This window comes from Arthrobacter sp. LjRoot78, assembly GCF_964254335.1.
GTDB lineage: Bacteria > Actinomycetota > Actinomycetes > Actinomycetales > Micrococcaceae > Arthrobacter.
Genome location: NZ_CAXUTG020000001.1, coordinates 1,013,189 through 1,035,490, shown reverse-complemented (window position 1 = coordinate 1,035,490; position 22,302 = coordinate 1,013,189). Strand labels below are relative to the sequence as shown.

The window sequence follows — 22,302 nt, the reverse complement described above, 5'->3', positions numbered from 1 at the left end:
TTTTGACCCTTCACGGAGTGTCGGTGAGGCCCATGCTCGCACGGAAGCTGCGCTGCCGGATAGGGCCGGGGTGCAGCTTCGTTGTCTGATTCGGGATGGCAGGGTCCGGGCCCCGGCGCGGACCGGATGCGCGGGATAATGGAGTTATGACGGACCAGGATCAGGCACGGGACCCGTGGGAGGAGTTCGACAGGCTCCCACCAGCCGGCCCCGACCGCATCGAGGGATTACCCGGAGGTCAGCCGCTGGGCTTTGGCTTCCGCACGGGCGTGCGCAGCGCCAAGGTGGCCATCGGGTTCGCCGTGTACGCACTGATCCTCGGGACAGTGCTGGTCCTCACCGGCGCCATTGTTTTCATCAGCGAGGGGCAGTGGCTGCTGCTCGGACTGATGGTGCTGATCGAGGCCGTCTTCGTGGGTGCGTTCACCCAGCTGGTGCGCCAGGCCCGCACCCGGCGATCGGCCCAGTAGCCGGGCCCTTGCGATAGTCGTTGCCCGAGCCGTTGCCCCGCGCCGGCGGCCTTGCAATACTTCACCCATGCCTCCCCTCCCCGCCACGCTCGCCGAAGACGTCCTCCACCAGCCCGTCCGCGTCCAGTTCGAGGCCTTCCTCAATGAGCACCGCAGCATGCTCAACTCCTGTCTGGACGGGCTCACCGAGGAGCAGGCGCGCCGCTCCCTGGTGCCGTCGCGGACCACGCTGCTGGGCCTGGTGAAGCACGCCACCTTCGTGGAAAAGGTCTGGTTCGACGAAGCCATCACCTGCCGGTCCCGCGCCGAGATCGGCATCCCGGCCACCCCGGATGAGTCGTTCATCCTCGACCACCAGGACACCATAGCCTCCATCCGGCAGGCCCACCTCGGGGCCTGCGAGGCATCCCGCCGCGCGACGTCAGCAATGGAGCTCGACGACGTGCTCCCCGGCAACCGCCGCGGGCCGCTGCCGCTGCGCTGGGTGTACCTGCACATGCTGCGAGAGCTTGCCCAGCACTGCGGGCACGCCGACATCCTGCGCGAGCAGATCCTGGCCGGCTGAGGCCCCGAACACCGCCGTGGACTACACCAAGGACCCGCGGGTGGACCACTACATCGACGCACTCCCGCCCTGGCAGCAGGCCATCTGCCGGCAGGTCCGCGACCTGGTCCACGCCACCGATCCCGACGTCGCCGAAACCATCAAACGCACCGTCCAGCCCTACTTCGTCCTGGACGGAAACATCTGCGCCCTCCTTGCTGCGAAGGACCACGTCAACGTTTTTATGTATGACGGCGGCATCGTCCCGGATCCGCACGGCATCATCACTGCCGGGCACACCAACAAAACGGCCCGCACCGTCGCGTTCCGCGAGGGCGAGGCCGTAAACGAGGAAGCACTCGGCGAGATGTTCAGGGCCATCATCGCCAACAACCGGGCCGGCGGTTGGCGGAAGCTCAAGGGCGCCGAATAGCCGGTGCGGCGGCGAACGTTCACCACCAGCTCTGAGGTGCCCTCTGCCCCACGTGCTTGCCGCGCGCACCTCGCCGGAGCATAATGGTTAGCAGAGCTAATTAGCAGTGCTAAGTATATTCAGGAGGCGCACCACACGGTGACGGCAACGGACAAGGAACCCACGGGCAGCGAGGCAAGGGACAGCATCAAGCCGGACATTCTGGCCATCGACCTTCGGACAGCGGTGATGCGCACTTCCCGCAGGCTCCGCGTCGAGGCAACCGGAGACGTCATTACGCCGGGCCAGTACACGGTCCTGGCCCAACTGAACGGCTACGGCCCGCAGACCCTCCGCGAGCTGGCTGAACGCGAGCACGTGCAGGCGCCGTCCATGACCCGGATCGTCAACGCACTCACGGAACAAGGCTTTGTCACGCGGACCGCGCATCCGCGCGACGGCCGCCAGGTCCAGGTGGGAATTACCCCGGCCGGCGCGGCCATCCTGGCCGAGGCCCGTGAGCAGCGGACCGCCTGGCTGGCCCGGCGTGTGGCGGGCCTGAGCGACGAAGACCGGCGAATCCTGAGCCGCGCCGCCCACATCATGCAGCAGCTGAGCGCCAAATGAGCGCCATGTTCCAGGCACTGGAGAACCCCAACTACCGTCTGTGGGCGGGAGGCGCACTTGTCTCCAACATCGGCACGTGGATGCAGCGCATCGCGCAGGACTGGCTGGTACTGACCGTCCTCACCAACCATTCCGGCACCGCCGTCGGCATCACCACTGGCCTGCAGTTCCTGCCGATGCTGCTGCTTGGCCCCTACGGCGGCGTGCTCGCAGACCGGCACCGCAAACGCCTGATACTGCTGTGGACCCAGCTGGCGATGGGTCTGTGCGGGCTCGCCATCGGACTCCTGGTGGTCACCGGCACCGCCCAGTTGTGGCACGCCTACCTGGCTGCACTGTGCCTGGGACTGGCCAGCGCCATTGACGCACCCGCCCGCCAGTCGTTCGTCTCGGAGCTGGTGGGGCAGGACAGCGTGGCCAATGCGGTGGCGCTGAACTCCGCGTCCTTCAACACGGCCCGGCTCACCGGTCCAGCCATCGCCGGCGTCCTAATTGCCTGGGTGGGAACCGGCCCGGTGTTCCTCATCAACGCAGCCAGTTTTGCCGCCGTCATCATCTCGCTGTTCCGGATCCGCACCTCGGAACTGGCCCCGACCACAGTGGCAGTCCGCGGCAAGCACCAGGTTGCCGAGGGCCTGCGCTACGTGCGGAGCCGGCCGGACCTGGTGCTCATCCTGGTCATGGTGGGGGTACTTGGGGCCTTCGGCATGAACTTCCCCATCACCAACGCGCTGATGTCCACCGCGGTATTCGGGGCAGGTCCCGGGGAGTTCGGGCTGCTGGGCTCCATCATGGCCGTCGGGACCCTGGCCGGCGCCCTGCTCGCGGCCCGCCGCTCCGCCCCCCGGCTGCGCTTTATGCTTGGCGGCGCCCTGGGACTCGGGTTTTTCACGCTGGTCGGCAGCGTGTCGCCGTCGTTCTGGCTCTACGCCGCAGTGCTGATACCGGTGGGCCTGGCGTCCATCACCTTCCTGAACAGCTGCAACACCAGCATCCAGCTCTCCGTGGAACCGCAGTTCCGTGGACGCGTACTGGCCCTCTACCTGGCCGTCCTGCAGGGCGGCACCGCCGTCGGCGCTCCTCTTATGGGGTGGATCGGCACCGAGTTCGGTGCCCGATGGTCAGTCGCCGCCGGCGGTGCGGTGGTGCTGCTGACAGGCCTGCTCTCCATCATCGCGGTCAGCCGGCGAAGTCAACTGACGTTCCGGGCACAGCTTCGGACCGCCTTTCCCGGAAGACGCGCCAGCACTTGAGGGTCTCGGACGCGTAGTCCGGGCTGGGCGGGCGGGGCACGTCCGGGCGCAGATGTGCAACGATCGATCCATGCCCGAAACCGCAGATCAGCCAGTCGCCGTACGCGCGACGGCTGTCATCAGCCCTTCAAGGTGGCTGCACCGCCCGGTGCGCCTCGTCACCTACGACGCTTACTGGGCAGATGGCAGGGTGGAATTCGATGTGAGCCTCTCGAAGATGATGTACCGGGGATTCCCAGCGGACTTCTCTGCCATCGACGAGAGCGTGCACGCCCACTGCCCCGAAGTGGGCACCGGCCCGTGGGTGAACGAATTCGGCGGCGTTGTTGAGGGACCCACTCAGACTGATCCGAACCCGCAAGGCAACGGTGGAGGCGAACGGCGGAAGTATGGGGTATCGAGATACGAGTCGAACCCTAGGGCGAACCGCGCGTGGCGTCTCGGCCGCGGCCTGGCCGGCCTCGGCCTCGGCGCGTTTCTCGCCACCGGACCGGTAAGTGACGGGATCGGCGGTTTCGTGGGAGTTATATTCTGCGCCGGCGGCCTCGCGTCGCTCGCCGGTTTGATCCCCAGGAAACACCGATGGTGGTGAGCCGCGCTTCCACGAAGCGCTGAACTCCACACGCACCGAGTTTCGACTGCCTCAACCACCCCCGTTTACGAAACGTACAACAATCCTCCATGCCTCCGTTTAGTGTTGGTGCAGCAGATCACGAAACCGATTACGTAAACCGTTTGCGTAACAGCGTTTTCGGTCAGCATGTCGAAGCCAGCAACACCCGCGAGGAGAAACAACAGTGGTAACCATCAGGGACGTCGCCAAGCACGCCGGCGTATCTCCCGCCACCGTCTCGCGGGTGGTCAACGGACTCGTGGGCTACTCCAGCGAGACCCGCGAGCGCGTGGAGGACGCGGTCAGGAGCCTCAGCTACGAAACGGACTACCTGGCCCGCGGCCTCAAAACCCGGCAGACCTCCGTTATCGGGCTCCTGGCCCCCATGGTTTCGGACGCCCTCGCCTCACAGGTGATGCTTGGCGTGGAACAGGAAGCCCAGGAACGCGGCTACGCCGTGATGCTCGGCCGCACCGGGGCCAAGTCGGCGTTCATTGCCGGCTACCTCCGGACGCTCCGCACCTACCGGGCGGCCGGCGTCATCCTCATCTCCGCCGTCATCACCCCCGAAACGCGGCAGCTGCTGGGGCCGAACATCCCCATCATCTCCGTGGCCATCAGCGACAAGTCCGGCTCACCCAGCGTGGCCATCGACGACGAACAGGCAGCCTACGACGCAACCCGTCACCTGCTGAAGCTCGGCCACCGCCGCATCGGCCTGCTCACCGGCGATCCCGCCTCGATCTACGTCGCCCAGCCCCGCCAGCGCGGCTACCTCCGTGCCATGGCCGAAGCAAAGTGCACCCCCGTCACGGCCGCCGGCAGCTTCTTCTACGAAAGCGGCGCCACCGGCCTGGACGAGCTCCTCGCCCAGGAACCGGACCTTACGGCCATCTTCGCCATGAGCGACGAGATGGGCGCCGCCGTGGTGAACGAACTCCAAAAGCGCGGCCGCCGGGTGCCGGAAGACGTCTCCGTGCTGGGCTTCGACAACACCTCCACCGCCCTGCACGTTCACCCGCCCCTGAGCACCATGGCCCAGCCGCTCGAGGACATGGGCCGGATGGCGGTCAAGAAACTGCTTCGTTCCCGCGACCTGGGACCGAAGATCATGCCGCACCAGCTGATCGAACGCGGCTCCACCGCGCCTCCCCAACAGCCGGCGCCTGCCATCAGCTAGCACCCCGCACTACTCATCACACCCGCCCCCTCCCACCGGCGACGTCCGGCACTCCACCGTGCCGCCGTCGTCGTACTCCCCCGCGCCCAAAATCCAAGCGCCCTGAAACAGGGCCCCAACCAAGTACCCCAAACCAAACCAGAAGGAGCAACACATGAGGCAGCGCAGCCGGACCTGGCAGACTCTTCTCACCACCACCGCACTCGTGACGGCCGCCGCCGTCTCGCTCACGGCCTGCGGCGGAACCGCGCAGGAACCGAAAGCCAGCGCCAACGCCGCCGCGGCGTTCGAAGGCAAGGGCCCCATCAACTACGTCTCCAACCGCGACGCCTCGGGCGCTGCGAACAAGAGCATCGAGGAATGGAACGCCGCCCACCCGGACGAAAAAGTCACGTTCATTGAACTGCCGGACTCCGCGGACCAGCAGCGCCAGCAGCTCATCCAGAACGCCCAGATCAAGTCGGACACGTTCAGCGTGCTCAACCTGGACGTGGTGTGGACCTCCGAGTTCGCCGCCAACAAGTGGATCATGCCGCTGCCCGAAGACGCCGTCCCCGCGGACCAGATGATTCCCGCCACCGTCAACGCGGCCACGTACCGGGACACGCTCTTCGGCGCCCCGTACTACACCGACGGCGCCCTGTTCTACTTCCGCTCCGACCTGCTCAGGGCCGCCGGCATCGCCGCGCCGCCCAAGACCTGGGACGAGATGAAGGCCGCCTGCGCCAAGATCCTGGCCCTCCCCGAGGCCGCCGGCATGTCCTGCTACACGGGCCAGTTCGACAAAAACGAAGCACTCACCGTCAACTTCTCCGAGGCCGTGGCTTCCGCCGGCGGATCCGTTGTGGACGCTGAGGGCAAGCCCACCGTGAACACCGCCGAAGCCAAGAAAGGACTGAACCTCCTGGTGGACGGCTTCAAGGACGGCATGTTCCCGTCCGACGCCATCACCTACCTCGAAGAGCAGGGACGCCGCGCGTTCCAGGACGGCAAAGTGGTGTTCCTGCGGAACTGGCCGTTCCTCTACGCCTCCCTGAGCGCCACCGACGGCTCCAGCAAGGTGGCCGGCAAGTTCGACATCACCTCCATCCCGGGCACCGACGGCCCCGGCGTCTCCACCCTGGGCGGCCGCAACCTGGCCGTCTCCCCGTTCACCGCCAACAAGGCCACCGCCCTGGAATTCATCAAGTTCTTCACGAGCGAGGCGCAGGCCCAGAAGCGCCTGGCCCTCAGCTCCCGCGCCCCGGCCTACGCCTCCCTGTACGAGGACCCGGCCGTGGTGGCCAAGCGCCCGTTCTTCCCCACCCTGCTGGAATCCCTGAACAACGCCCAGCCCCGCCCGAAAGTTGTGCAGTACGGCGCCACCACCAAGGCGATCCAGGAAGAGGCCTACGCCGCCATCACCGGCGAAAAGGACACGGACACCGCCCTGGCAGCCATGCAGGCCAAGCTCGAAGAAATTTCCGCCAAATGACGGTCACCACCGCTCCCGCTCCGCGGAACCAGACTCCCGGCAAGCCCGGCACGCCCGGCACGCCCGGAAAGAAGCCCGGTAAGTCCCGCACGCCCGGGGAGGGCCGCATGGCCGCCATGCTGCTCTCCCCCACCCTCCTGGTGCTGGCCCTGGTGATCGTGTACCCGCTCATCTCGGCCATCCACCAGTCCCTCTTCCGTGCCGAGTCCGGCCTGGACGCGGACGGGTTCGTCACCGAGGGCGAGGCCTTCGTGGGCCTGGCCAACTACGCGGACCTGTTCGTGGGCGAATCCGGCCGGCGCTTCCTCAACGCCTTCGGCAATACCACGTTCTTCACCGTCAGCACCGTCCTGCTGGAAACCGTCCTGGGCCTGTGTCTGGCCCTGGCCATGAACCGGGCGTTCCGCGGCCGGTCCTTCCTCCGCGCCAGCATCCTGGTGCCATGGGCCGTGCCCACCGCTGTGTCAGGCCTGCTGTGGCGCTGGATCTTCCAGTCGGACGGCATCGCCAACACCCTGCTGGGCAGCGAAATCCTCTGGACCGCCGAAGGCACCGCCTCCAAGCTGGCCGTGATCATCGCCGAGGTGTGGAAGACCGCACCGTTCATCGGCCTCCTGGTCCTGGCCGGCATGCAGATCATCCCCGAGGAGGTGTACGAGGCCGCGAAGATCGACGGCGCGGGCTGGTGGCGCCAGCTCGGCTCCATCACGCTCCCCCTGGTGAAGCCGACGCTCCTGGTGGCCGTGCTGTTCCGCATGCTCGATGCCCTGCGGATGTTCGACCTCCCGTTCGTCCTCATCGGCCCCGGCAAGGAATCCGTGGAAACCCTCTCAATGCTCGCCTGGGACGAATCCAACCAGCTGCGCTACGGCTCCGCCTCCGCGTTCGCCGTCGTGCTCTTCCTGTACGTCGCCGTCGTTGCGATCGTTTTCGTGAAAGTGCTGGGCACGGACGTCACCGGCGCAAACCGGCTGCGCCCGGTAAAGAACCGCCAGATGCGCAAGGCAACCCGTTCACAGAAGGCCGAGGCCACCCGATGACCATCTCCGAACTCCGCGGCCTCGCCACCGATTCCGGCACGCGCGGCGGCAAGCGCACCGCCGACAGGCAAAACACAGGCGCTCCCCTCCCCACCAAGAAGAAGCGCACCTGGCGCTCCTACTCCGTGTACGCCGGGCTGGTGCTGATTTTCGCCTACTGCCTGGCGCCGTTCTACTGGATGATCGTCTCCAGCCTCCGCCGCACCGCGGACATCTTCGACAACACCCTCCTGCCCGCACCGTTCTCGCTCGAGAACTACGTCAAGGTGTTCGACGGCTCCACCATGTTCGGCCAGGCACTGCTCAACAGCCTGATCGTGGCCGGCACCACCACGGTGTTCGCCCTGGTGCTGGGCGTGTTCGCCGCCTACGCCATCTCCCGGCTGAATTTCCGGTTCAAGTCGGTGATCCTCGGCGTTATTATTGCGACGTCGATGTTCCCCGGCATCTCGGTGGTGGTCCCGCTGCTGAGGTTCTTCACGGACCTCGGCTGGATCAACACCTACCAGGCCATGATCATCCCGAACCTGTCCTTCGCCATCCCGCTCGCCGTCTGGAATCTGACCACATTCATGAAACAGCTGCCGTTCGACCTCGAGGAAGCGGCCATGATCGACGGCTGCACCAAGTGGCAGGCGTTCCGGAAGGTGCTGCTCCCGCTGGCCGCGCCGGGCGTATTCACCACCGCGATCCTGACGTTCATCCACAGCTGGAACGAGTTCATCATCGCCCTCTCGATGATCAACGATCCCAAGATCCAGACCGCCACCGTGGCCATCTCCAAGTTCACCGGTGCCACCGAATTCCAGGCACCGTTCGGCGAGCAGATGGCCGCCGGCGTGATCGTCACCGTTCCGCTGGTGATCATGGTGCTGATTTTCCAGCGCCGGATCGTGGAAGGCCTCACCGCCGGGGCCGGCAAATGACGCACGACGGCGGCAGCCCCTCCGCCGGCTCAGTCACCGGCGACTGGTGGGACTCAGCCGTGATTTACCAGGTGTATCCGCGTTCCTTCGCGGACGGGAACGGCGACGGCGTGGGCGACCTCGCCGGGCTCATCGCCCGCCTGCCGTACATCGCCTCCCTGGGCGTGGACGGCATCTGGATGACCCCGTTCCAGCCCTCCCCGCAGGTGGACCAGGGCTACGACGTCAGCGACTACTGCGGCGTCGACCCGCTGTTCGGCACCATGGACGAGTTCGATACCCTGCTGGAGCTCGCCCACTCGCTGGGCCTGCGGGTACTGCTCGACGTCGTCCCCAACCACTGCTCCTCGGCCCACCCGCTCTTCCAGCAGGCCCTCGCGGCCCGGCCGGGCTCGCCGGAGCGGGACATGTTCCACTTCGTTGAAGGGCGCAGTTCCGCGCCGGACTCCGCCAGCGACCTGCCGCCAAACAACTGGCAGAGCGTATTCGGCGGGCGGGCCTGGAGCCGGGCTGTACCCGGGTCTGCGACGGACACCCAGTGGTACCTGCACCTCTTTTCCCCCGGCCAGCCCGACTGGAACTGGCGGAACCCCGCCGTGGGCGACTACTTCGAAGGCGTGCTCCGCTTCTGGTTCGACAAGGGCGTGGACGGCCTCCGGATCGACGTCGCCCATGGCCTCTTCAAAGCCGACGGCCTGCCGGACGCGCCGTCCGCCACCGCGGTGGTGGACGGTCTGCGGGCCAACCCGCTGGTCTCGGACCAGGAGGACGTCCACGAGGTGTACCGCCGCTGGCGCACCCTCGCCGAGAAGTACCAGCCGCACCGGCTGCTGGTGGGCGAGGTCAACCTGGAACCGGCCCGCGCCGCCCGCTACACCCGCGCCGACGAGATGCACCAGGCCTTCGCGTTCGCGTTCGTGAAGCTCGGCTGGGATCCCGCAGCGTGGGCTGAGGTGGGGGCCGAGCTGGAGGCGGCCCGGCTGCTGCACGGAGCCGCGCCGAGCTGGGCGTTGGAGAACCACGACATTGTCCGCTCCGTGACGCGGTTCGGCAGCGGGATCGAGGACGGCGGCGAACAGGGCACCCGCCGCGCCCGGGCCGCTTTGCTGGCCCTGCTTGGCCTGCCCGGCGCAGCCTACCTTTACCAGGGCCAGGAACTCGGGCTGCCCGAAGTGGACGTCCCGGCGGAAGCCCGGGTGGACCCGATGTGGGCGCGCGGCGGCATCACCCGCGACGGCGCCCGCGTGCCGCTCCCGTGGACCGAGTCTGCCGCGGCGAACCACGGGTTCTCGGTGGGCTCCGGCGCGCCGGGTCAGCCCCACAAGCCGTGGCTGCCGCAGCCCGGGGGCTGGGGGCGGTACGCCGTTGAAATCCAGCAGCTGGACCCCGGTTCCACGCTCGCGCTGGTGACTGCCGCCGTCGGACTCCGGCGTCAGTTGTGGGAGCAGGGCGTGTTCACCGCGGACGACGGCGGCAGCTGGCGTGTGGAGGACGGGAACCTGCTGATCTGCGAGCGCAGCCAGCGGTTCCTGGTGGCAGTGGCGATGGGAACCGAAGCGGTGCGGCTGCCGGCCGGGGCTGTCCTGGCCAGCGCCGAGCCGCTGGATACCAACGGCTGGCTGCAGCCGGACAACGCCGCGTGGGTGCTGCGGGACTGAGGTGCTGAGGGCTGCGCGGACCCTAGACATGTGACCAATTAGTCACCTATTCTGGACTTGTGGACGCCGTATTCAAGGCCTTGGCCGACTCCACCCGTCGCGACCTTCTGGATGAGCTCTTCGCGAATGACGGGCAGACCCTCCACGCCCTCGAGGCGCACTTCGACATGACGCGCTACGGAGTCATGAAGCACCTCAGGATCCTGGAGGAAGCCGGCCTGGTGGTGACCCGCCGTCGGGGGCGGGAGAAACTCCATTTCCTGAATCCGGTGCCCATCCGGCTGGTCCACGACCGCTGGGTGAGCAAGTACGCCGAACCATGGGCCGCTGGCCTCAGCGACCTCAAAACCAGATTGGAAAGTCCCATGGAAAAGATCTTCGAAATCTATATCAAGACCACCCCGGAGCGGCTCTGGGAGGCCATCACGGACGGAGAGATCCGCAGCAAATACCAGTTCGGGTCCGTCATCACCTCCGACTGGACGCCCGGCGGCCGGTTCGAGATGGGCAATCCCAAGGCCGGGGAGCTCCTGGGTGAGGGTGAGAACCTGGAAGTGGACCCGCCGCGCCGGCTCGTCCAGAGCATGCGGGCCCTGTGGGGCGAGGACGTCAAGGCCGAAGGCACCTCGCGGGTCACCTGGGAGATCGAGCCGGTGGGCGATTCCTGCCGTCTGACCGTCACGCACGACCAGCTGCGCGAAGGCGCCAACGACCAGCTCTACGGCGGCTGGCCGATGATCCTCTCGGGCCTGAAGACCTGGCTGGAAACCGGCGAGCTACTCACTACGCCCGGCTCACTGATGTACACCTAAGGTGACCGGGCTCAGGTGGACCGGCGGCACCCAACCGGGTGCCGCCGTCGTGCTTCCTGCGAACGCGCGCTACTGCCCCGGGGCCCGGTAGGACGGTGTCTTCTTGGTCGCCTCGTCGATGTCTTCCGGCGTCATGAGCGGCTTCAGCCGGACGTTCACGTTGCCGGTGGCATTGATCATCAGCGAAAGGGCTGCGGCCCCGGCCTGGTCCGGGACTTCAAAAACACCGAGGACGTCAGTGTCCCCGAAGGCGTAGTAAAAACTCTCGAGCGATCCTCCAACGGAATTGAGGGCCTCCACCAGGGCGTCACGCCGCTTGGTGCCGCCTTCGCGCATGAGTCCCTTGATTCCCTCGCCCACGTAATTCGCTTCAAACAAATACTTGGTCATGGTCTCGTTCCTGTCTGGAAACGGTCCCCGGAGTGGGGCCGTGCGCACAGCGTAGGCTCACTTCCCGGCACTGACAACGGGTTCCGGAAAGATGCTGCGGAACGGGAGAGCGGCCGGGACCACCCCTCCCGGCGACTCCGTGGATTCAGCCCTGCTTGGCGGCCCAGTCGGCGACGCGCTGCGAGCTCTCGTCTTCGGAGAGGTCCTCGACGCGGGTCATGATGGACCAGCGCACTCCGAACGGATCCCGGATGCTGGCGAACCGGTCCCCTGACACAAAGGTGGACAGGGGCTCGCGAATGGTGGCCCCGGACCGCTCGGCGGCAGACCTCACGGCGATCGCTGCCGAACTCGGCTACACCGATCCCGGCACGCCGTCGCGTTAGCATTGGTCCCACCACGACTGACCACGCCTGACCAGGAGAGCGCATGACGCACATCGTTGACTTCGAGAACGTTTCTACTGCCGGTTTGGAATCGTCGCCGGTCGCCGACGCCGCCGCAGGATTGCGCGCCAATGAGGCCCGCTATTTCCGGAACAAGTACAACCACGTCTTCACCGTGAGCCCTGCCAGCGAGGTTCCGGAGGTGGTGGACCGGGTGAGCCGGATCCTCCGGGACGAGCGCGACATCGTCATCGGATCACGCCCCCTGGAAGCAACCGACTTCGAAGTCGACGGTTTACGGATGTCCTACGTTTTCTACGAGTCGGGGCTGTCGATCAACGTCATGTACAGCATCGAGGACGGCGGGAAGCGAGCCGTGGGGTTCAAACTTGCCGACGGCATGGACATTCCGGAGGAACTGGCGTCACGCTTCAAGTTCGCCCGCCAGAAATCAAAGCTGGCAGGCGTCATCCGCGGCTCCTACTTCGTGATCAAGGGCGAGTACTGACAGGAGGGTGCTCTCATGGCACACATACAACGTTTCGACCATGTCGGCATCACCGTCGCCGACCTCGATGCGGTGACGGCGTTCTTCGTCGGGCTGGGTCTCGAGGTCGAGGGCCGGACGTTCGTGGAGGGCGAGTTCCTGGACACTGTCTGCGGCATCCCGGACTCCCGCACCGAGATCGTCATGCTGCGCCCGCCCGGCGGTGGTGCCGGGCTGGAGCTCGCGAGCTTCGTCCGGCCCGCCCACGAGCCCGGGTCGCCCGGCGCGATGGCCAACGAGCTGGGGCTGCGCAACGTGTCCTTCGAGGTCGACGACCTCCAGGCGGCGGTGGATGGGCTGGCCGCGGACGGCTACCGGCTGGTCGGCGGCATCGGCCAGTACGAGAACAGCTGGCGGATGGCGTACGTACGCGGCCCGGAGGGGATCATCGTTTCCCTCGCCGAGCGGATCGGCTGAAGGTGGTTCTGACAGACCCTGCCTGGCGATATATAAATCAGGTAATTTGAGTGGAGGACACCGGCAACCGGCGCCGCAGTCCTTCCCCACTCCCTGAAAAGGACTCTTCACCCGTGCCTCCCGCGACCTCCGTTTCTGCACGCGACCGCATGCCCTTCGGCGCGCTGCTGGTGCTGTCGATGATCGGCTTCACCGCCATCACCACCGAGCTGCTGCCCTCCGGCCTCCTCCCCCAGATCAGCGCCGGCCTCAACGTGTCCGAGCCCGTGGCCGGCTACCTCACCGCCGGATACGCCGCCATCATCGTGGCCACGGTGATCCCGGCCGCGATGCTGCTCGCCCGCATCCCCCGCCACACCCTGCTCATAGGGCTCGTCCTGACCTTTGCCATCAGCAACGCCCTCGTTGGCCTGGTGTCCGACTTCGGCGCCGCCCTCGCTGCGAGGCTGGTGGGCGGCATTGCCCACGGCCTGCTCTGGACCGCGATGGCCCCCTTCGTGGCGCGCATCGTTCCGGCCCACAAGGTGGGCAAGGCCATGGCCATCGTCTTCAGCGGCAACAGCCTGGGCCTGGCCATCGGAGCCCCGCTGGGAACCGCTTTGGGCGGGCTCATCGGCTGGCGGGCGTCCTTCCTCCTGCTCGCGGGCGCCGGCGTCGTCCTCGCGGGCCTGGCCATGTGGCTGCTGCCTGCTGTCCGCCGGATCCCGGATGCCCCGCGGCCGTCGCTGCGCAAGGCAATAGGCCAGCCCGGCGTGAAATCGGTGGCAATCGCCTGGCCGCTGATGCTCATGGCCCACTTCGCGCTGTTCACGTTCATCGCGCCGTTCCTCCGCGAGGCGGGCCTGCCCGACTACACAATCACCCTCTCCCTCACCGTCCTGGGATTCTCCGGGCTGGTGGGCATCTGGATCGCCGGCATCAGCGTGGACATGCGGCCTCGCCGTTCCCTGCTGATTACGACGGCGATAATCGCCGCCGCGTACCTCCTCCTCCCGCTGGGCGGCAGGACCGTCCCCGGCGCCCTGGTGCTCATGGCGGTGTGGGGTGCGGCCTTCGGAGCGATCGGCATCTACAACCAGTCGGCCATCCTTCGCTCCGGCAGGGAGTACAGGGAAGCTGCCAACGGCCTCACCGTGCTGACCATCCAGCTGGGAATCACCATCGGCGCGCTATACGGCGCGGCTGCCCTCACGACGGCTGGCCCGCTGATGGTGCCTGTCGCTGCTGCGGTGCCTGTCGCCGTCGCGCTGGTGCTTGTGGTGACCGGGCGCAAGCACGCCTACCCGCCGGGGCCGAAGGAAGCGGGGTTCGCTGCGGCTGAAAAGTCGGCGGCGGGCGCGCCGGTTCCGGACGCGGCCGACGCCGCTGTTTCAGCGGACGCGCGTGCCGATGCGCCGACCAATGCGGGCGTGACCGCGCGCCCATAGACTCGCGGGCAACGGTGCGGCACCGCCACGGGACGGTGCCGCACGTGGTGCTTCCCGCCGTCGGCTAGGAGCGGCGGCGGGAAACTCTTTCGGCCCGAAACCTATGTCACCCGGCGCTCGCGCCCGTTGTCTGGGACGGGACGGCCCCGATCTGCTGCATGAGGCTCAGCGTGTCGGAGGAGCCCCAGTGCTCGGCCACCTTCCCGTCCTGGATGCGGATGATGTCCGCGCTGCTAAATTGCACGCTCTTGCCGCTAGGCGGAACACCAAGGAACTCGCCCGTGTGCGTGCCGGACAGCACCACGTGACCAGCCTCAAGATCGCCCTCGGCCAATGTCGGATCAAGTTTGACCGTGAGGTCGGGGAACGCCGTGCGGATGGCGTTGGTGTAGAACTTCACGCCGTCCTTTCCCGGCGGCTGCCCGGGCATGGGGTCCTCGTGGTCCTGAATGTCGTCCAGCACATATTCATCGATCAGGGCGAGATTTCCGCCTGCCAATACTTCTTCGTAAAACCGCCTGAGGAGTCCAGTTCCTTCAGACATTTTCGGCTCCTTTGTTCAGTGAGACCTTTGGATATTTCCCCCGGTCCATGGCCGCCGGCGCTCAGCGACGACGGCACGTTACATGCCCATCCCGGCCATCGCCGCGGGGGTCAGCGCAACACCGAGCGCAATCACGGCGAGTGCCACCGCAACGGAACGGTTGGCCAGCCGTTTCCAAGGCAACATCTTCTCCGCGGCGATGAAGGCACCGATCAGTGCCATCCAGCCAATGCTCATCACCCCGAGGGCGAACAGGGCAACCATCAGCGCCCAGCAGCACGCGACGCACCAGGCCCCATGCTCCACTCCCATCACCAGCGCGCCCCGGTAGCCGGGCCGCATGCGGTGCAGGATGAAATCCATCGGCGTCCGGCATTTCATCAGGCTGACATTCTTGGCGGGGGTCAGCTGATAAACCGCCGCGATCAGGATCACCCCGGCTGCCAGGTAACGTCCGCCCTGGTCCGAGCCGAAGAGCCCGGGAGCCAGCGACGCCACCGACATATACAGCGAGTAGGCCACCAGCCCGAAGGCGGTCCACGCCAGCAGGTAGCCGGCCACGAACACCGCTGTTACCCCGGCAGGCGCGTACCGTCCCGTTGCTCTCCGGTGCCGCTGGATCCGGTCATAGGCCACCACCATGGGCGCCACGGACGGGAACATCATGGCCGCCAGCATCACCACCCATGTGGCGACGAAGAACCCCAGCGGCCCCGGGTCCGTCCAGCGGCCCATGTCCATCCCGCTCAGCTGGGTTGAGGTGAGGATCCAGCTCGCTGCTGCGAGGACCAGAAGGATGGCGACGAGCCCGGCTTCCCGCGGGTCGATCCGGGAGGCCGCCTTGGCGTATGCCGGAGAGTGGGCGTGCGCCACCGGCTGCACGCCCACTCTCCTAAACAGCTTCCGGTGGTACATCAGGCGGGCCTTAGCCGCGGCCCTTGGGAGCGCCCTCAGCCATTTCGCTGGCGAAGGTGAAGTCGGACGTCTCGCCATACACGCCGTCGAACTCCATGCCGAAGCGTTCCGGGTGCCCCGGTCCCTTGCCGATCCGGAACTCCGGGGCAAAGCCGAACATCGCGTTCTTCACGGTGGTCACGCCGCCGTCGGGGCCGGGCAACGGCTCGAAGGTGACAACCACGCGGCCCGCCACCGAGGCGGACGGCGTATCCCCGTCGGAGAACGAGACACTGGCGCGTTCCAGTCCCAGCCACTCGCCGTACAGCGCCGCCAAGTCACCGAACGGGCCGCCGGCCTGACCACGGAGGATGCTCTCGAGGGCGTCCACCTGGGCGTCCGAAGCACCCTCGTCGACGACAGCCCCCACTTTCCAACCGCCTGCGGAAAGGTTGGTCGGGAACCAGTTGAAGAACGCGAAGTCGACGCCGGACAGGTCCGTTTCATCCATCGTCCCGGTCGCGATATGGAACACGTTGAAGCCGCGGCACTCGCCGTCCGGGCCGGTGGGCACGCCGTCCACGGGGCACGGGCAGATCAACGAGCAAGTGCAATTGCCAACGTATGTTCCCGAAATTTCCCAAGTCACAGGACCCTCCTCGCTGGCGCTGTCGCCAAGCAGAAGCGGCCCAGAGTCAGCGCCGAAAATATTGGGACACGGGGCGGAAGGACCCCGTTAAGGCAGACAGTATTCCCGTGCAATCTGGGTGTCAATATGGCGTGAAAACAAGGAATTTGGGGCGCGGATAGGCAGTTTGGCGGCCGCGCGTGGGGGCCCTTTCAACCGGGTTTTGGCGCTCATTTGGGGCACCCCGCCAGCACGAAGTTGCGCGCAGGCGGGGCGCTTCAGCGAGTCGCCCGGAGCGCCTCGGCGTACAGGGGCGCCACCTTGTTGTGGCCCGCCTGGGTGAGGTGGTTCGCGTCCTGATAGTTGCTGGCGGCTCCCGCGACGGAGGCTGTGCCGGCGAGGGAAATCCGCTTCAACCCGCGCGCAGCAGCCGCGTGCATCAGCAACCCGTCCACCCAGCGCCGCTGCGCGTGGCTGTAATCGTCGCGCGAAAGGACCCCATTGATGATGATGGTGCTCCGGGGATATTTACGTTTCAGCTCGTCCCAAGTGCTGTTTGCGGACTCAAGTATCTGAGCGTCGGTGGCCCCGATTCGCGCGTCGTTGCCGCCCAGGGTCACAATGACAAGGCCCGGCTCCCCCTGCGGCAACAGGATGGTGTCCGAGATGAGGCCATGCAGGGCGGAGCCACCTGCCGCCCTGTTGGTGGCCACATACCCCATTCCTCCGTAGCCGCGCATGATCTGGTGACTGTAGCCTGCCAGGCGCGCTCCCTGCTCGCCCCAGGAGTCGAGGTCCAGCTGCGAGTCGCCGATGATCACAGCGCTTGACGAATCCACCGCTTCCGCCGAGTAGAGCTCCAACGTATTCGGGTCCCAGATGGTCTCCACGGACTGGAACTCCACGTGGGTGCCCCGCTGATCCACCCATGCGTCGCGGCGCGGCCAGCCGAAGCGGCCGGAATTAGCGGACCAGATCCTGTAGGTCTCGTTGGGCACCATCCTGGCTCCGGTGGATGGACTCCAGACCAGCCAGCCGTACTGGAACTGCTGGACCACGCCTTCGTCTCGCGGAACTTCCTCGGACAGCGGCAGGCCGAGCGGGCCGGTGGCCTCACCGAATTCCCTGTAGCGATTGAGGATGTCTCCGCGGGTCGTGCCATGGGCGCCCGTCTCCGCGGACCAGTAGAGCGTCCCCCGCTGGAAGATCTGGTACACAGACTTTCCTTCGCGGGTTTCTTCGCCCAACGGATATCCCAGGGCGCCATCCTGTGCCCCTAAGGACGCCCAATGCGCCCTAACAGCGCCGGAAACGACCCTCGTTCCGGTGGCCGGAGAATACACAATGACACCGCCCTGGTAACCCTGGGACACACCGCCGTCGCGAAGGCCAATTTCCGTGTGCGTCGAGGGATAGCCGAAGCGGCCGTCCCGCCCGCCAGCGTAGAGCCAGGCATCGCGTGCGGGGCCGTTGGCCACCACACGCGCGCCGGTACGCGCCGACCAAGCGATGTCACCGCCCTCAAAATGCTGCAGGCAGCCGGACTTGTCGCAGTCCTCGGCGGACGTTGGCGCCGAAAGCACTCTCGCGGCCCAGTCGCTGGTGTGTAACTTCCCTATGGCGCCGCGGACTTGGTAGGCAACCGAAGATTCTTCTTTGTCCCCGGGAACGATCGTTTCAGTCACGTCGCTTGTATCCGGCGAATCGGCCTCGCTGTCCGGACCGGCACAGGCCGGGAGCAGCGCAAGCGCCGCTGCCAGGGTCAGGACGCCAAGGCCGTGCCGTACGTCGGCCCAACCCCGGGGCGAATAGATCGTGCGGACAGGCGGCGGCAGCATGAAGCGGCGTCCCATGTATCCCCCTGCACGAACTGCGTCATCCCCCGTGGCGTGACCGTTGGTCCAGTATTTCCTGCTCCAGCCCGTCAGCCAATTTGGACACGCTATCCGGTCCGTTCCCGCCACAGCAGCGTCACGCCGAAAGCCACCGCGCCCAGTACCAGCATGGTCAGAACCATGAGGCCCCAGTTGGCCTGGTTCACGCCGCTGCCGTAGAAGATGCCAATCATCACCGTGGCCGTGATGGCACCCAGGTACCGGCAGGTCTGGAAGATCCCGGCGGCCACGCCGCGCTCGTGCGGCTGGGTGGAGACGTACATGCCCTGACTGGACGCGATGCTCACCACGCTCCACGGAATGCCCATCAGGGCCGTTAGCAGCAGCACCAGCGGGATGGCGAAGGAGGCGGTCAGCAGCCACATGGCTCCAGCGGCGGCCACCAGGAACAGGACCCCGGCGATCAGCACCCGTCGCACACGGAAGCGATCGATCGCGCGGACCGCGAACGGCGTCGCGATCACGGACATCGCTGCCAGCGGCAGCATGAGGAGACCCACGACGCCGGGATCGTAGCCGGCCGCTTCCTGCAGCAGCTGCGGAAGGCCGAAGAACGCAAAGTAGTAGATTCCGTTGAACACGGCGAAGCCCAGGTAGACCAGGAGCAGCGGCCGGTTCCTGCCGAGCAGCCGCAGGTCCAGGAAGGGCGGGCTGAACTTCAGTTCACGCCAGACGAAGAGTGCAGCCAGCACCGTGCCGCCGGCCAGCAGCCACCAGCGTGCGTCCGGCAGCACGTTCAGCAGGGCCATCATGACCAGCGTCAGGGAGCCGATGAACCCGAGGATGCCGGGAATGTCCGAGTCTCTGAGGAGTTCGGCGGCACTGCCGCGTTCCCGGTCCTCGTCTACCGGGGCATACTTCCGGACGATGAGCAGCGCGGCCAGCGACAACGGCACGTTGATCATGAACAGGGCCTGCCAGCCGACCAGGCTCACCAGCAGGCCGCCCACCACCGGGCCCACCGCCGCCGCGGACGTGTTGGCCATCTGGATCCGGCCGAGCGGCCTCGTGGACTTTACGTTGGCGGTCCGGGCCAGGGCACCGACGATGACAACGGCACTCGGATAAGCCGTCGCCGTGCCCAGCGCCATGACGGCCCGGGCGACGCACAGGAGGGCGAAGTTCGGAGCGAAAGGCGCCAGCGCGCAGGTGACCGCCACCAGCACCATCCCGAAATTGAACAGGCGCCGCGGCCCGAAGCGGTCCGCCAGCCGGCCCATCAGCGGCTGGCCCGCCGCGGAGGTGAGGTAGAAGGCGGTGATCACCCAGGTGACCGTGGCGACGTCGAGCCCGAAGTCCGCGCGCAGCACCACCAGGGCGACGGCGATCATGGACGAGTTCAGCGGGTTCAGCGACGTGCCCAGGCTGAGGCCGGCGACGGCGAGGGCTGTCCGGGGTTTGTTGCTCACGGAAACAGTCTGTCCCAGATCGGACTCGGGTAGAACTACGTTACGCGGCCCGTGTTCACCCTTCAGGCCAACTTCCCGCCGGGCTCTTGGCTGCCCGGCGGCGTTGACCTGTTGTCCGCTGGACCCGTTGCTGTACCGGACAGCGAACACTAGTGTTCGGACCATGGCTGCGTCCGGGGGAACCGTTCATCATCGACTGCGCACCACTTTGTTGTGGGTGGCGTGCGTCGCCATCGTCGTCTTTGCCTCAGGATGTGGCTCGCCTCCACGCGCTGGTGGTGCGGTCGTCAGCCAAACCTTCACGACGCCGTCGGCCGCCCCTTCCTCTGGCTCGCCTGCCGCCGCACCGGCGTCCGCCGCAGGACTGTCGCCGGGCATGGCACTGGCGCCGGTTCCAACGGTGCCTCCGGCCCCTGCCGGCCCAGGTACCGACGACTGCTTGACTCCGGGCGCGAAAGGAGACGTCGCCAACGGACAGTTGGTGTGCCAGTACTTCACTTCCGGTTCGTTGATCCCGGCTGGCGTACCCGCTGGTGAGGGATTGAGTTCAGGCGACTACGCGATCAGGTTCAGCTCCGTGGGCGGCAGTCAGTTGATGACCGTGCGGATCCCCTGCGCTTCCTTGCGGTGAGGGTCAGCATCACCGGCCAAACAATCACGCCTGATCCGGGGACGATGGAAAGTTTCGCGGGCACGTGCGAGTTCCCGTGGGACCAGGAACAGCAGCGGATGGCACAGCATCTCCAGGCGCCGCTTCAGTTCGTACGAAAGGACACCGGGATCGCGCTGCACAACGCTGCATGGGGAGTCACGCTCTTCGGCACTCCCTACGAGGCCGGCTAGTCCCGCTTTCCGGCTTCCGACTGCGGGGCTCTTGGGCGGAATAGTCGGCTAAATGTCAGACCCTCCCACCAGACTTTGAGTATGGAAAGCACCGCAGCATCTGACGCATTGGACGCCGTCGCGGCGTCCGTCGCTGCGCTGTCGCGCCACATCAAAAGTGCGCGCCCTGCCGGAGGTGCACCGTCGGATCTCTTGCGTCAGCTTGCCGATGACTGCCTGGACGGGCTCACCGAAGCGAGCCGGCTGGAAGCCAAGACCGCAGCCCTCAAGGTCCAACTGGCTGCAACGCTAGTCGAGGCTACGAAGGCCATGGAATCCCCGTCTGCCTCGCCGCAGGAGCGGTGCGCCACGGACATGGCCCTGGTTGCCGAGGTGGCCTGCGTCCTGACCATCAGCGAGAGAACCGCCGGAGCCTTCCTGCACGAGGCGCGGCAGCTCACCACAGCCCTGCCACTAACTCTCGCTTCCCTCCAGGCGGGGACCATCTCCTGGCAGCACGCCCGGATCCTCGTGGACGAAACCACCGGCTTGGACCGGGCGGCCACGGCGGGACTGGAAGCGCATTTCCTGGACCCTGATGCTGAAAACGCTGCCCGGGGTTGCCCTGCCGGGGAGCTCGTGCCCTCCCGTTTCCGCGCCAAGGCACGCACCTGGCGGGAGCGCCATCACTCTGTAAGCATCGAAAAACGACACCAGGCCAGTGCCCGGGACCGGCGCCTCGAATTTACACCGGACCGCGACGGCATGGCCTGGCTCTCCGCCTACCTGCCGGCCGATGCCGCCGCTTCTATCTGGAACCGCGCCACCGCCGCGGCCAGAGCCCTCCAAGGCCCCGGCGAATCGCGGAACCTCTCCCAGCTCCGGGCAGACACTGCTGCAAACTGGCTCATCGCCGGCGTAGCGGAGGGTGTTCCGTCGCCGAAGGCGCAAGTCCTCGTGACGGTGCCCGTGTTAACGCTCATGGGCGCCACCGAAGAGCCAGCCATGCTGGACGGCTATGGACCGATCCCGCCCAGCATGGCCAGACGGCTCGTCGCGGATGGTGCATCCTCGTTCCACCGTGTCCTGACCGACCCGGCCAGCGGCACCCCGCTGGAGATCGGACGGTCCAGCCACCGCGTCCCGAACGTTTTGCGCCAATGGCTGCGCCTCCGCGACGGCAGGTGCCCGTTTCCCGGCTGCAACAACCAGTCCCTCGACAACGAGGCGGATCATGCTCTCGCTTGGCACGAGGGCGGCACCACTGGTGTCTCCAACCTCAGCCAGCCCTGCCGCAAGCATCACGGCTGGCAGCCAATGGACGCCAGCCGCGACGCGCCGCCCGGCTGGATGGCCCAGTCAGGGCGCCGGTACATCAGCGAAGAACAAGACTGGGAGCCTCCCTGGCAACCCCGCGACATCCCGTGGCCACCCGATCTGCCTGAACCGGCACAACCCGGTGAATTCCCCCCTGACATTGGTGCATACCTCCCCGACCCCGCGTTGGTTGACCCGCTGCCCGACTGGGAAATGTGGCTCGCCGCGTAGTTGGGCGCTGCCCCGTTGAGCGCTGCCCTGTTGAGCGCTGCCGCCGTTACTTCGCGCCCTTCGCCACCGTGAACAGGAACGTCGAGTCCTCTTCGGCTTCCAGGCTGTGCAGGCCGTCCGGGACGATCAGCAGGTCACCGGGCTTGCCCTCCCACGACTCTTCGCCCGCGCGGAGTCGGAGGCTGCCCTGCAGGACAAAGACCGTGGCGTCGCCCGGGTTCTGGTGCTCGCTCAATTGTGTGCCGGCCTTGAGGGCCATGACGGTCTGGCGGAGCACCTTTTCGTGCCCGCCATAAACAGTGTCTGCGGCGCGCCCGTTGCTCGCTGTAAGGGCCGCGGCGAGCTGCTGCCGGGCCAGGGCCTCGATCGATATCTTCTGCATGAGG

At 66.8% G+C, this 22,302-nt stretch carries 23 protein-coding genes and 1 pseudogene; 16 read left to right on the top strand and 8 right to left on the bottom strand.

What is annotated here, in order from left to right:
• The first annotated feature begins 146 nt into the window (after positions 1-146).
• The 12 genes from ACSQ1X_RS04940 (at position 147) to ACSQ1X_RS04885 (ending at position 11,009) form a co-directional block, all read left to right on the top strand.
• Positions 147-470 carry a hypothetical protein gene (locus ACSQ1X_RS04940; protein ID WP_436056861.1) on the top strand — a complete coding sequence of 108 codons (324 nt, stop codon included), beginning with the start codon at positions 147-149 and terminating at the stop codon, positions 468-470.
• Between the two features lie 67 nt (positions 471-537).
• Positions 538-1,035, top strand: coding sequence for a DinB family protein (locus ACSQ1X_RS04935; protein ID WP_436056860.1), 498 nt, complete (start codon positions 538-540; stop codon positions 1,033-1,035).
• Positions 1,036-1,051: 16 nt separating this feature from the next.
• On the top strand, positions 1,052-1,447 hold the full coding sequence (locus tag ACSQ1X_RS04930; RefSeq protein WP_436056859.1) for a DUF1801 domain-containing protein: 396 nt from the start codon (positions 1,052-1,054) through the stop codon (positions 1,445-1,447).
• Between the two features lie 228 nt (positions 1,448-1,675).
• Entirely contained in the window at positions 1,676-2,053 is a 378-nt protein-coding gene (locus ACSQ1X_RS04925; protein WP_436059262.1) for a MarR family transcriptional regulator, read from the top strand.
• Positions 2,050-3,306 carry an MFS transporter gene (locus ACSQ1X_RS04920; protein ID WP_436056858.1) on the top strand — a complete coding sequence of 419 codons (1,257 nt, stop codon included), beginning with the start codon at positions 2,050-2,052 and terminating at the stop codon, positions 3,304-3,306. Before ACSQ1X_RS04925 ends, ACSQ1X_RS04920 begins: the two co-directional genes overlap by 4 nt.
• Before the next feature lie 70 nt (positions 3,307-3,376).
• Positions 3,377-3,898 carry a hypothetical protein gene (locus tag ACSQ1X_RS04915; RefSeq protein WP_436056857.1) on the top strand — a complete coding sequence of 174 codons (522 nt, stop codon included), beginning with the start codon at positions 3,377-3,379 and terminating at the stop codon, positions 3,896-3,898.
• Between the two features lie 205 nt (positions 3,899-4,103).
• The gene (locus tag ACSQ1X_RS04910) at positions 4,104-5,099 is read left to right on the top strand and encodes a LacI family DNA-binding transcriptional regulator (protein ID WP_436056856.1); all 996 of its coding nucleotides are present in this window, start codon (positions 4,104-4,106) and stop codon (positions 5,097-5,099) included.
• A 154-nt stretch (positions 5,100-5,253) separates the two neighbouring features.
• Positions 5,254-6,573, top strand: a complete 1,320-nt coding sequence (locus ACSQ1X_RS04905; protein WP_436056855.1) for an ABC transporter substrate-binding protein — start codon at positions 5,254-5,256, stop codon at positions 6,571-6,573.
• Positions 6,570-7,613: a carbohydrate ABC transporter permease gene (locus ACSQ1X_RS04900; RefSeq protein WP_436056854.1), complete on the top strand. Its 1,044-nt coding sequence runs from the start codon at positions 6,570-6,572 to the stop codon at positions 7,611-7,613. The genes ACSQ1X_RS04905 and ACSQ1X_RS04900 overlap by 4 nt, the downstream gene beginning before the upstream one ends.
• A complete protein-coding gene (locus ACSQ1X_RS04895; RefSeq protein ID WP_436056853.1) occupies positions 7,610-8,539 on the top strand; it encodes a carbohydrate ABC transporter permease in 930 nt (309 codons plus the stop codon). The genes ACSQ1X_RS04900 and ACSQ1X_RS04895 overlap by 4 nt, the downstream gene beginning before the upstream one ends.
• A complete protein-coding gene (locus tag ACSQ1X_RS04890) occupies positions 8,536-10,197 on the top strand; it encodes an alpha-amylase family glycosyl hydrolase (RefSeq protein ID WP_436056852.1) in 1,662 nt (553 codons plus the stop codon). Before ACSQ1X_RS04895 ends, ACSQ1X_RS04890 begins: the two co-directional genes overlap by 4 nt.
• A 59-nt stretch (positions 10,198-10,256) precedes the next feature.
• Positions 10,257-11,009: an ArsR/SmtB family transcription factor gene (locus ACSQ1X_RS04885; protein ID WP_055799291.1), complete on the top strand. Its 753-nt coding sequence runs from the start codon at positions 10,257-10,259 to the stop codon at positions 11,007-11,009.
• A 69-nt stretch (positions 11,010-11,078) separates the two neighbouring features.
• Here ACSQ1X_RS04885 and ACSQ1X_RS04880 read toward each other — a convergent pair whose 3' ends face one another.
• Both ACSQ1X_RS04880 and ACSQ1X_RS04875 read right to left on the bottom strand, forming a co-directional pair.
• Positions 11,079-11,399, bottom strand: coding sequence for a GYD domain-containing protein (locus ACSQ1X_RS04880; RefSeq protein WP_028272004.1), 321 nt, complete (start codon positions 11,397-11,399; stop codon positions 11,079-11,081).
• A 145-nt stretch (positions 11,400-11,544) separates the two neighbouring features.
• Positions 11,545-11,721, bottom strand: a pseudogene (locus ACSQ1X_RS04875) (VOC family protein); the annotation flags it as partial.
• 107 nt (positions 11,722-11,828) lie between these two features.
• Here ACSQ1X_RS04875 and ACSQ1X_RS04870 point away from each other — a divergent pair.
• The 3 genes from ACSQ1X_RS04870 (at position 11,829) to ACSQ1X_RS04860 (ending at position 14,176) form a co-directional block, all read left to right on the top strand.
• Positions 11,829-12,293, top strand: coding sequence for a phage tail protein (locus ACSQ1X_RS04870; protein ID WP_436056851.1), 465 nt, complete (start codon positions 11,829-11,831; stop codon positions 12,291-12,293).
• 15 nt (positions 12,294-12,308) lie between these two features.
• Positions 12,309-12,749, top strand: a complete 441-nt coding sequence (locus tag ACSQ1X_RS04865; RefSeq protein ID WP_436056850.1) for a VOC family protein — start codon at positions 12,309-12,311, stop codon at positions 12,747-12,749.
• Between the two features lie 149 nt (positions 12,750-12,898).
• The gene (locus ACSQ1X_RS04860; RefSeq protein WP_436059261.1) at positions 12,899-14,176 is read left to right on the top strand and encodes an MFS transporter; all 1,278 of its coding nucleotides are present in this window, start codon (positions 12,899-12,901) and stop codon (positions 14,174-14,176) included.
• 106 nt (positions 14,177-14,282) lie between these two features.
• Here the strand turns inward: ACSQ1X_RS04860 and ACSQ1X_RS04855 are convergent, their stop codons facing one another.
• From ACSQ1X_RS04855 to ACSQ1X_RS04835, 5 genes are all read right to left on the bottom strand, one after another.
• Positions 14,283-14,720: an ester cyclase gene (locus ACSQ1X_RS04855; RefSeq protein WP_055799305.1), complete on the bottom strand. Its 438-nt coding sequence runs from the start codon at positions 14,718-14,720 to the stop codon at positions 14,283-14,285.
• Positions 14,721-14,798: 78 nt separating this feature from the next.
• Positions 14,799-15,602, bottom strand: a complete 804-nt coding sequence (locus tag ACSQ1X_RS04850; protein WP_436056849.1) for a DUF2182 domain-containing protein — start codon at positions 15,600-15,602, stop codon at positions 14,799-14,801.
• 43 nt (positions 15,603-15,645) lie between these two features.
• A complete protein-coding gene (locus ACSQ1X_RS04845; RefSeq protein ID WP_436056848.1) occupies positions 15,646-16,263 on the bottom strand; it encodes a DUF1326 domain-containing protein in 618 nt (205 codons plus the stop codon).
• Between the two features lie 257 nt (positions 16,264-16,520).
• The gene (locus ACSQ1X_RS04840; protein ID WP_436056847.1) at positions 16,521-18,095 is read right to left on the bottom strand and encodes a GDSL-type esterase/lipase family protein; all 1,575 of its coding nucleotides are present in this window, start codon (positions 18,093-18,095) and stop codon (positions 16,521-16,523) included.
• Between the two features lie 89 nt (positions 18,096-18,184).
• Positions 18,185-19,546 carry an MFS transporter gene (locus ACSQ1X_RS04835; RefSeq protein WP_436056846.1) on the bottom strand — a complete coding sequence of 454 codons (1,362 nt, stop codon included), beginning with the start codon at positions 19,544-19,546 and terminating at the stop codon, positions 18,185-18,187.
• Between the two features lie 924 nt (positions 19,547-20,470).
• Here ACSQ1X_RS04835 and ACSQ1X_RS04830 point away from each other — a divergent pair.
• On the top strand, positions 20,471-21,916 hold the full coding sequence (locus tag ACSQ1X_RS04830; protein WP_436056845.1) for a DUF222 domain-containing protein: 1,446 nt from the start codon (positions 20,471-20,473) through the stop codon (positions 21,914-21,916).
• A 46-nt stretch (positions 21,917-21,962) separates the two neighbouring features.
• On the opposite strand, the gene ACSQ1X_RS04825 is transcribed toward ACSQ1X_RS04830, so the two are convergent.
• On the bottom strand, positions 21,963-22,298 hold the full coding sequence (locus ACSQ1X_RS04825) for a cupin domain-containing protein (protein ID WP_436056844.1): 336 nt from the start codon (positions 22,296-22,298) through the stop codon (positions 21,963-21,965).
• Positions 22,299-22,302: the final 4 nt, after the last annotated feature.

Coding starts and splice junctions, on each gene's coding strand:
- ACSQ1X_RS04940 (WP_436056861.1), top strand. CDS start 147: ATGACGGACCAGGATCAGGCACGGGACCCGTGGGAGGAGTTCGACAGG.
- ACSQ1X_RS04935 (WP_436056860.1), top strand. CDS start 538: ATGCCTCCCCTCCCCGCCACGCTCGCCGAAGACGTCCTCCACCAGCCC.
- ACSQ1X_RS04925 (WP_436059262.1), top strand. CDS start 1,676: ATGCGCACTTCCCGCAGGCTCCGCGTCGAGGCAACCGGAGACGTCATT.
- ACSQ1X_RS04920 (WP_436056858.1), top strand. CDS start 2,050: ATGAGCGCCATGTTCCAGGCACTGGAGAACCCCAACTACCGTCTGTGG.
- ACSQ1X_RS04915 (WP_436056857.1), top strand. CDS start 3,377: ATGCCCGAAACCGCAGATCAGCCAGTCGCCGTACGCGCGACGGCTGTC.
- ACSQ1X_RS04905 (WP_436056855.1), top strand. CDS start 5,254: ATGAGGCAGCGCAGCCGGACCTGGCAGACTCTTCTCACCACCACCGCA.
- ACSQ1X_RS04900 (WP_436056854.1), top strand. CDS start 6,570: ATGACGGTCACCACCGCTCCCGCTCCGCGGAACCAGACTCCCGGCAAG.
- ACSQ1X_RS04895 (WP_436056853.1), top strand. CDS start 7,610: ATGACCATCTCCGAACTCCGCGGCCTCGCCACCGATTCCGGCACGCGC.
- ACSQ1X_RS04890 (WP_436056852.1), top strand. CDS start 8,536: ATGACGCACGACGGCGGCAGCCCCTCCGCCGGCTCAGTCACCGGCGAC.
- ACSQ1X_RS04880 (WP_028272004.1), bottom strand. CDS start 11,399: ATGACCAAGTATTTGTTTGAAGCGAATTACGTGGGCGAGGGAATCAAG.
- ACSQ1X_RS04870 (WP_436056851.1), top strand. CDS start 11,829: ATGACGCACATCGTTGACTTCGAGAACGTTTCTACTGCCGGTTTGGAA.
- ACSQ1X_RS04865 (WP_436056850.1), top strand. CDS start 12,309: ATGGCACACATACAACGTTTCGACCATGTCGGCATCACCGTCGCCGAC.
- ACSQ1X_RS04860 (WP_436059261.1), top strand. CDS start 12,899: ATGCCCTTCGGCGCGCTGCTGGTGCTGTCGATGATCGGCTTCACCGCC.
- ACSQ1X_RS04855 (WP_055799305.1), bottom strand. CDS start 14,720: ATGTCTGAAGGAACTGGACTCCTCAGGCGGTTTTACGAAGAAGTATTG.
- ACSQ1X_RS04840 (WP_436056847.1), bottom strand. CDS start 18,095: ATGGGACGCCGCTTCATGCTGCCGCCGCCTGTCCGCACGATCTATTCG.
- ACSQ1X_RS04830 (WP_436056845.1), top strand. CDS start 20,471: ATGGAAAGCACCGCAGCATCTGACGCATTGGACGCCGTCGCGGCGTCC.
- ACSQ1X_RS04825 (WP_436056844.1), bottom strand. CDS start 22,298: ATGCAGAAGATATCGATCGAGGCCCTGGCCCGGCAGCAGCTCGCCGCG.